Raw genomic sequence first — 8,449 nt, 5'->3', positions numbered from 1 at the left:
CGGCACCTTGGGGTGCGGCTCCCCCGCCGCACGCGGTCAGGAGGAGGGCTGCGGCTGCGATTGCGGCTGATGTGAGGGTTTTGCGGTTTCGGGGCGTTGTTTGGTTCTGGCTCTGGAGCGGGGAAGCAGGTCGGTTCAAGTCCACAAGTGGCTCCTTTGGGGTCTGTGGGCGGTGGGAGTTCAGCACGCGCTTTGGTTGTCCCGCGTACTGAGGGTGGCTTCTTTGCCGGTGGTTCGTTCTGATCCGTGGAATCGATTCCAAATGTGTTCAAAAGAATCGGCCTTGCGGCCGTGGAATCGATTCCAAAGTAGTGTGACAGGGGCCACTGAGGGCTGTCAACCCTCTTTATTTCGTGGAGTCTCGGATGACGAGTTCGTGCGGGAGGAAGGTTCTTCCCTTGCGATGTGACCCCTCGACTGTCATTCGTTCGAGGAGTTCAGCGAAGGCGACTCGGCCCATTTCGTAGGCGGGTTGGCGAACGGTCGTCAGCTCCGGGACGCACATTTCTGCCTGGGCTGAGTCGTCGAAGCCGGCTACGGCAATGTCGTCCGGGACTTTTAGGCCAGCGTCGGTGAGCTCACGGACGCACCCGGCGGCGACCACGTCGGTTCCACAGAAGATGGCGTCCGGGAGGTCTTTTGTTTCCAGGATTTTCTTCGCGAGATCGCGGCCGGCGTGGAATCCGAAGTTGCCTTCACCGAGCAGGATCTGGTCTTCTTCCAAGCCTGCTTCCTCGAGTGCCTGGAGGAAGCCTTCCTCACGCAGCCGGCCCGAGCGTGCGCCCCTATGGGCGAGCATGGCCAGCTTCTTGGCTCCTGTGTCGATCAGGTGTTTGGTGATGTCGTAGGCAGCCTGGCGGTCGTCGATGGACACCCCGAACGCGGCCTCGGCGTCGACGATTTCACAGACCTGGATCACGCTCAGTTGCTCGGCGACGATGTTGACATCGTCGTCCGGCATGGTGGGCGAGAAGATGACCAGTCCATCTACGGATCCGTTGCGAAGCATGTCCACGAGTTGCTGTTCGCGGTCCAGGTCCCCGTCGGTCGCCGCGATGAGGCTGACGTAACCGGAATCCGCCGCAGCATCACCGACGCCCCTGAAAACTTCACTGATGACGAGTGAGTCCAGGTTCTTGGCGAGTGCCAGGACTCGCATGGTCCTGTCACGGCGCAGATCCCGCGCAGAGGCCAACGGGCGATAGCTGAGCTCGCGGATTGCGGCGTTGACCTTTTCCTTGGCCGCCGCACTGACAGCCGGGCTCCCGTTCAAGACGCGCGAAACAGTCCCCACGGACACGCCAGCAGTCCTGGCGACATCCTGAACTGTCGGCCGAGCCATTTGTTGTCCTTCCGCGAGCCGTTCCGCCGCTTCTGCGCAATTGCCGTGGCATGCCAGCGGCGCTCCTCAGCTTAGCCGGAGTAAGGAAATCAACCAGGGCTGACGGTCAGTCGCAGTTCGCCCGCTGGAGCGATCACCGTAAGCGGCGTAGAGGTACCGACTTGTTGATTGGCTCGGGCCGCGCCACCACTGGCGTCATCAGGAATGAACATGCCTCCCAAGTCTCACTAAAGGCGTGAACTTATCCACATTGAGAAAATCGAAATGAGACAGTTTACTTCGACCTCGCAAACCCTGGTACAGAGGCAAACGGAATTCACATGACCTTAGGAGAGGACTTGTGTCAAAGGATCCCTATACGGGACGGCCTGACCACGGGCGCCCGCGGTATTGAACGAGTTCGCTGATGGTGCGCAAGCTAGCTGTTGCGCGGTCCGGATTTTTCGACTTACGATTGCTTGAAATTGCATGTAAATGTTCGGCAATAAGGGCCTCAACTGTGAAGGGGCACGTCTCGACCCAATCGGGATGGTGGTTCCGGGGCGTGTGATTTGTCAGGTCTCCAGGTCGCCCCGACCCGCACTTCGCAACCATCAGAAACCTGAGCGAGCAGCTCAAGTGGATCGAATCCCAGTTCGATGTAGCCGTGGCCGCAACCCGCGCCGACGGCCTCTTTTTCGACAAAATCGGAAGGACATTCGGGCTCATTCGCCAATTAGCACGAAATCACCGGGACACTAATGTAGCAATCGCCAACAAGTGATGAGAGTCCTGAACTGCGGTCTGATGAACGCTCGAGCGAAAGTTGGGACGCCGACGGCCGGGAGCCCGAAAGGCCAAAGTAGAGGGCGAAATATTTGCTTTTCGGGCACCGATAGTAGCATGTATGTGTGTTTTCCCAGCCCCGAAGTCAACTCGACAATGCTCAAAGCAGAAGCACCTGTGCCACTGGTCCTTTGCCTAGCCCCCTGCCCGCGGTCGAATACGAGCCGCGGTCCTGATATCGGCTATGGCAACATCTCGAGCTTGCAGTGACCGGCGCATCTGGTTAAACACGGGAGCTTCTCCCCAAGGATCCGAGATTGTGAGGATTGCAGCGAACGGAATCCCCTCCGCGGGTAAGGCGAATCCGCTTCTCGCCAGCGGCTCTACCACTAGGCGAAACTGGGACGACATCCCAACGCCGGCTTTCGAGGTCTTCCTGGACCATTTCTTTACGGCTCCCCACTTTTGGCCTTCCTTCACTCGCTCATGTTCTTGGCCGGAGGAGGATTTTGATGTGAAGAACCCTCCGTAAGAAAGTTCCCCCGTCGACGGGTTGAGTTTTTCCTGGCGTAAGTACGCCTCAAGATTGACTCGGACGGTCTCACTACCGTATTTCAGGTCTAGAGGTGGCCTATAGACCAAGGAGAGAGTAGCTTCACCCGCACATTTACCTCCGGCGCGCACCAGCGCCTGAGGCCATTGGAAATCGAAGGTCAGGGCCTTCCTGTGCATAAGTTCGGCCTCGAAAACCAACGTAATGGAATGGTCATCTGAAAGGAGAATGTTCTCCGACAAATCCGGTAGCCCGAAACCGACAAAATCCTTGGCCACGTATTCCAGTTTCTTATGGGAGATATGGGTCGGGGCTGTAGCACCGTGGATGGCCAAGGCTGTAAGAGTTTCTCGCTTGACTGTCCCAGCAATTTTGTGGTCGATCTGTCCCAAGGTTTTCGCCACCAATGGGGCGGCATAGCTCGTCCCGCAGCCTTCGACAGGTCTTCCGGTGCTGTCTAGTGACCGCAAGCGGTTAGAGGGATCGGCTGATCCTCCGAGGTGGCAGAGGTCCGGTTTGCTGCCTAGCGCCAATCCGGGCCCCCGGCGGGAGTACACGCTGGGCAGGAGATGGCCGTCGGGCGCCGTTTTGGGGTCGAGAGCCGCAACAACGATGGCCCTGAGGCTGTCGGCCGGTTGGTGCATTCGGTCGAGGCCGGGATACCTGTAGTTGGCCAGCATGGCCAGTGCGTCTTCGGCTTTTTCCGGCCACTCTGGTCGGAACTGAGGGGGTTCAAGATTTCCCGTAGGTAGGACGAAAACGACGTCGTGTTTGTCGGCTATCGCATCGAGGCGAGCAGCAAAAGGGCTGTATGCATCGTCTCGGACCAGTTCCTCCACGACCAGCGACATGTTGAAAACACGGACTCCGGCGGCCACCGCGGACGCTATTTCGAAGTCCAATTGCTCTAAGAAGTCCATGAAACTGTTCGGATAAGCCTGCTGGTATTCCAGCTCGTCGGTAACGTGCAGTCCGAGGTCGTAGACCCTGCACGAAGGCTCCCCAGCCTCTGCATGGGCGTTCAGCGTTTGCGAGTCAGCGATCAACGCCCCAATGAATGTCCCGTGGCTGGTGTCTTGAGACGCCGGATCTCCCATCGCTGACCGACCCACGACCCAGGGATCGAGCGCCGGGATTGCGGCAACACCCGTGTCGACGACACCGACTACCGGATAGTTCGCTCCGTTGGATGGAACCGGCAACGCATGAAGCTCATCTGAGGCTGCGTCGACCGCGTTAGTGCGCGTGGGCCTAATTATCGACGGAAGCCAGATCTTCCGAACAAAGGGCTCGTTTTCGACGACGTCCAAGACACTCCTGAAAACGTCTGGGCGAAAGTCAATCTCATCCATACTGAGCCGCATGAATCCTCGATCATGCCACCAGGACGGCGGTTCGGACAGGACCAGCGAGGGATCTACCTTCCGGAGCTTTCTCCTGAATATCGAAAGCTCGTCAGCCCTCCGACGCGCTTCGTCCTGACTACTACCGTTTGCAGGAACAAACATCTGGATCAGGAAGTACTGTCCAGACCGAGGATTTCTCAGCCACGCGATGGCGTCGTCAACGGTAAATTGCCTCCTGTCACTCGGCCCGTAGGGAACAACCTTGGCAATCGCACCCACTTCGCTTCGGGTGCGGCTTGGGTTCGCCTTGAGCTTCCCGTTCCTGTCGAGCTTGAGGTTGGTGGCTGGCTCAGCACTCTCAATCTTGCCGATGACGGCGTCGAGAGAGGATGTCGTAACTTCAATAAGAAGCTCCCCGAAATCCGATACGCCGCGGATCGGCACTACGTCGGGCTTGAGGACAGCTTGCGTCGGCCGATGGGATTTGGCCAGTGCTGCCGTGCTGAGGGAAACCCGAGCAATTCCCGTTGAACGTCCCGATGACGCAAGAGCCGTCCTTGCAGCGCTGAATTGGTCTATGAGCCCAGACTTGTGGGCAGCGAAGTCCTTGTCTCTCTCTGCAAAGAAATCCTTGTTTTGACCCCCCGGATTGATCTTGACGTCATCGACAAACGATCCACTGTTGAGGACTATCTGAATCGGATTATTGGCCATCCCCCGTGCCTACTTTCTTATCCAGCGACTTATCGTCGACTGTGTCGTGTTGAATAAGCGAGCCAAAGACTCCTGAGTGAAGCGTATTTCTTCGTCGTTACTGAGCTTCCGGACCAATCCCTCGAAATCCTCCGCGAACATGTCCTGACGGGGTGAGTCGGAATGGTCAGCGCTGAGCAACAAGTTGACTTTAAGCGCCTCCAACAGGGACTTACGGCCGGTACCGTTCATCACGAGATACCGCTTAATGGAGCTGCACAGGGTTTCGATTTCCGCCCCACTCCTGCCGTCAGTGAGCCACGCTAGGAAATCAATATCCACATCCTCGACCGCAACACCATTGAGGAAACGAGCCACCATTCGCCGCCTGGACCCAGCTCCTGGCCTCGGTATTGCGACCCGGGAATCAAACCTCCGCCAAATGGCCGCGTCAAGAAGATGCTCATGGTTTGTGATGGCAATCGTGAAGCCACGTTCCCGCCTTTCATCGAGGCATTGAAGAAGGGTATTCACCACGCGCTTAATCTCCCCAAGTTCATGGGGATCATCTCGAATCTTCGCAACCGCGTCGAATTCGTCGAGAAGTAGGATGCATTCATAGCGGTTGGCGAACTCGAAGAGGTTTGCAATGTTTCTAGCCGTGGTCCCGAGAAACGACGAGATTAGGCCATCAAGGCGTGCCGTAACGAGCGGAAGTTTCATTTGAGCCGCGATGACTTTGGCCAAGGCAGTCTTGCCAGTTCCGGGCGCACCATAGAGCAAGAGATTCAATGGGGGTCGGATACCCGCGTCCAGTAACATGCCCGCGCTCTGCCACTCGGAGACAAGTGCTTCGATCGCCATGCCGAGGTCGGCTTCCAGAATCGGTTCCAGCCCCTGCTCTGCGTCGCCAGGAAATATTATGGATGCCAGCGGCGCCCCCGATTCCTTATCGACAGGTGCATGAACAGAACGCGTCATTCGCTCAACGGTCGCCCTAGCCAAGACTACCCGGGACGGAGCGAGAGCGTCCGTCGCCCGTTTTCCAGCGAGGACCACGGACAAAGCTTCAGCTTGATCTTCGTGACCCTGGCTTCCAAGGGCGTCCCTAAGCTTGCCGATATTGCGCGTCAGGGTGGCGCTTGGGGAGCGCATCGCTGTTCTGCAAATGGCCAAGACTGTAGGGAAGTTCTCCATGCTTTACTCACTAACGTACGGGTCTTCGACATACTCTCTGATAGCAAACACTCTAACATGTCTAAATATGAGTATCCACGCATATTTTTCACGTTTTGTGCATGAAGTATCGACGATGTAGGATGGAAGGTATGGGAAACAATGAAACCAGCGGCGTTGCCAAGCCCGGTAAGACGGCCAAACTGAGCGAAAGCGGCAGGGGGTCTTTCATCGTGGCACCGTCACGAGGTTCCAGGCCCACCCAACCGCCTACTATTTCTGCGCCCGCAGCTCCGAAGAAGTAAGTAAGTGCCAAGCGAAGCCGGTGCATTCCTCATCCTCGTTGCACTCATTCCAGGGTGGTGGTTCGTGCGGCAGCGGGAACGGAAGACCGGAGACCTCCGAGCGTCTGCGCTGGACGAACTCCTCCAGGTACTCGTTGCCGGGGTGGCGACGACCGGCGTTTCCGTCGCCATCTTGGTCTTGTGGCCTTGGGGACTGGTGAATTGGCTGGTCGACGTGCAGCACTGGTTGAAAGAGGGAGATGCCTACCTGCAAGGAAACATAAGAGCCGTCGTCGTAACGGCCGGCCTAGTACTCCTAGTGGCAATTTTCATGGCTCACTTCGCCGCCAACTGGATGCCCGTGCCGAAACGGCGCCTCAACGATCGATCCAGCATGTGGGTGAACGCCCTGCGGGCAAACAACAAGACGCATCACAAGTACATCAGCACAGAGCTTCTAGACGGGCGCGTTTTCGAAGGCTATCTGGAAGGAATAACTCCCGAGGGTGCCGCTGACGAGCAGGTAATGGCCCTTGGCGCGCCAATGTTCGTCAAGAAGGACTCATCCAAAAACGCAGAACCATATGAGGCCGATTCGCTCGCAATACCGCTATCCCAGATAAAATATGCCGCCGTGCTCCTCAGGTGACCCAACCTGGCGTCAGCAGGAACGCCTGTCAGTCAATTGCTGACAGGCTTCCTAGTTTTGAATTATGGGAACATGTTTTCGGCACTGATGGCCTTACTCGCAAAAAGTCCACGCCAGGGACTGGTTCGCCACCTGCGATGCTCCCTCCCGTACCCAGCTAATCCAGCACTTCCTGGGTCCCTGGTGCCGGGCCTTATGAGAGGGTTGGTGGTTTCAGCATCCCCGATGTCGGCTCTTGGACTGGGCGTCATGACCACGATGCTGTGTGTGTAGTTAAGGCACAGGGATCAGCCGCCCTACTCTTCACTAACAACGAGTGATCCGTGGGGCTTGGCGCGGGTCTGTCTTTTCGTCAGCTTCGGTGCGCCGACCTTTTCCGCGACCCTATAAACCCGGTACTCGCTGACGCATCCAAAATCCGCGGCCATTGCGGCTGCGTTGGAGGCGCAGATGGATTCCAGGGCGTTCGCTTCGTTGAATAGTGATGCCACAAACGACAGCGGAACCCAGCGGCCTCCGAGTTCGGCGTCGAGACCTTTAGCTGTTCCGTTTTCGGCGGCGAGATATCCTAGCTCCCAGCGGCCCATGCTGCGGGCCTCTGTGATCGCTTGCGTAGTCTCGACACTGGCGACTAGGACATCGTATTCGGCCGCCTGCAACAGCTCGAGCAGAGCTCTGGCATGCTTGTTGTTGCCTAAGGTTCCGTCAATGACAACGTTCAGCCCTGATTTCAGAGACACCCCGCGTGTCTTTCTGGCAAGGAGGGAGGACTCTGCGTGAACCAAGGCTGCGAGCTCGCGCGGGTAGAACTTCTCCCCCGACGCTTCAAGGCTTTGCACTTCGGCCGGCATTAAGTAGCTGCCGTAGCTTCCATCCCGAAGTGCCTGCTGGAGCAGCTTATCCTTGAAGTCGTCGGCGTTGATCGACAACCAATGCTTTTTCTGCGTCCCGGTTGTCTGAATGAGTGCATCTTGGGCAGTGGACTTCCCGACGCCGGGAGGACCGGCCAAGACAATAGCTTTCTTGCCCCTGCGGACCTCGGGCATCGACTCAATGAACCGGGTCACGATGTCGTTGTGCAACAGTCGCCGTTCACTGCGCGGTTCGGCTCGCCGCAGGTTGAACCACTCCGGGTTTTTGGAGGCCAGGGTCTTAGCCTCAGCGGACAGCGGCCCCCCGTCTACGCTCAGGCGCTCCAAAGTGACGCGATGCGCTGCTGCCTGCTTTTCTGTAGTCACGCTTTACAGACTAGTCATTAGGCCTCTGTCACCTCGTCAGAGTCCAGAATCTGGTCGTAAGCGTCCCCGTCGATAAGTCCTTCATCAAAGGCGCGCCCAACCTCGGCAAACGACCCCGGCGTGTCCACGTAGGGCGTGGAGTCCCACTCGGCCTCAGCCACCGCGGCGCCTTCGTTCCTCACGTATGGCCATATCGACAATTCCCGGATCATAGTGTCACGACCGATATCGCCGGCTGCGTAACGCTCCGCGATCTCGTATGGGCCTGCCCCGCTGAACCCGTCCGGGACCGGCGCCACGCCCCTAGCCTCAGCGCTCGCAAGAAGCTTGCTGATGGAGGGCTGCGAGACGCTCAAGGCGCGAGCAACCGCCATCTGGCCCAGTTCATTCACGGCCACACGAA

The 8,449-nt window shown here is 57.9% G+C and carries 6 protein-coding genes; 1 reads left to right on the top strand and 5 read right to left on the bottom strand.

Annotation, left to right across the window (positions count from 1 at the left end):
* Positions 1-346: 346 nt before the first annotated feature.
* From HP499_RS16955 to HP499_RS16945, 3 genes are all read right to left on the bottom strand, one after another.
* Positions 347-1,342 (bottom strand): LacI family DNA-binding transcriptional regulator, encoded by a 996-nt coding sequence (locus HP499_RS16955; protein ID WP_172325384.1) that lies wholly within the window; start codon positions 1,340-1,342, stop codon positions 347-349.
* A 960-nt stretch (positions 1,343-2,302) separates the two neighbouring features.
* Complete coding sequence (locus HP499_RS16950) at positions 2,303-4,720, bottom strand: S8 family peptidase (protein WP_172325383.1); 2,418 nt, start codon at positions 4,718-4,720, stop codon at positions 2,303-2,305.
* Between the two features lie 9 nt (positions 4,721-4,729).
* A complete protein-coding gene (locus HP499_RS16945) occupies positions 4,730-5,896 on the bottom strand; it encodes an AAA family ATPase (RefSeq protein WP_172325382.1) in 1,167 nt (388 codons plus the stop codon).
* A 288-nt stretch (positions 5,897-6,184) separates the two neighbouring features.
* Between HP499_RS16945 and HP499_RS16940 the strand changes: the two genes are divergently transcribed.
* The gene (locus HP499_RS16940; RefSeq protein WP_172325381.1) at positions 6,185-6,808 is read left to right on the top strand and encodes a DUF6338 family protein; all 624 of its coding nucleotides are present in this window, start codon (positions 6,185-6,187) and stop codon (positions 6,806-6,808) included.
* 296 nt (positions 6,809-7,104) lie between these two features.
* On the opposite strand, the gene HP499_RS16935 is transcribed toward HP499_RS16940, so the two are convergent.
* Positions 7,105-8,046, bottom strand: a complete 942-nt coding sequence (locus tag HP499_RS16935) for a zeta toxin family protein (protein WP_172325380.1) — start codon at positions 8,044-8,046, stop codon at positions 7,105-7,107.
* Between the two features lie 17 nt (positions 8,047-8,063).
* A partial coding sequence (locus HP499_RS16930) for a hypothetical protein (protein WP_216660101.1) occupies positions 8,064-8,449 on the bottom strand: 386 nt, incomplete at its 5' end.

The sequence above is a fragment of the Paenarthrobacter sp. CM16 genome (genome assembly GCF_013179505.1).
Taxonomy (GTDB): Bacteria; Actinomycetota; Actinomycetes; order Actinomycetales; family Micrococcaceae; genus Arthrobacter.
Note: the sequence above shows the minus strand (reverse complement) of the source record. Positions and strands in the feature narration are given on the sequence as shown.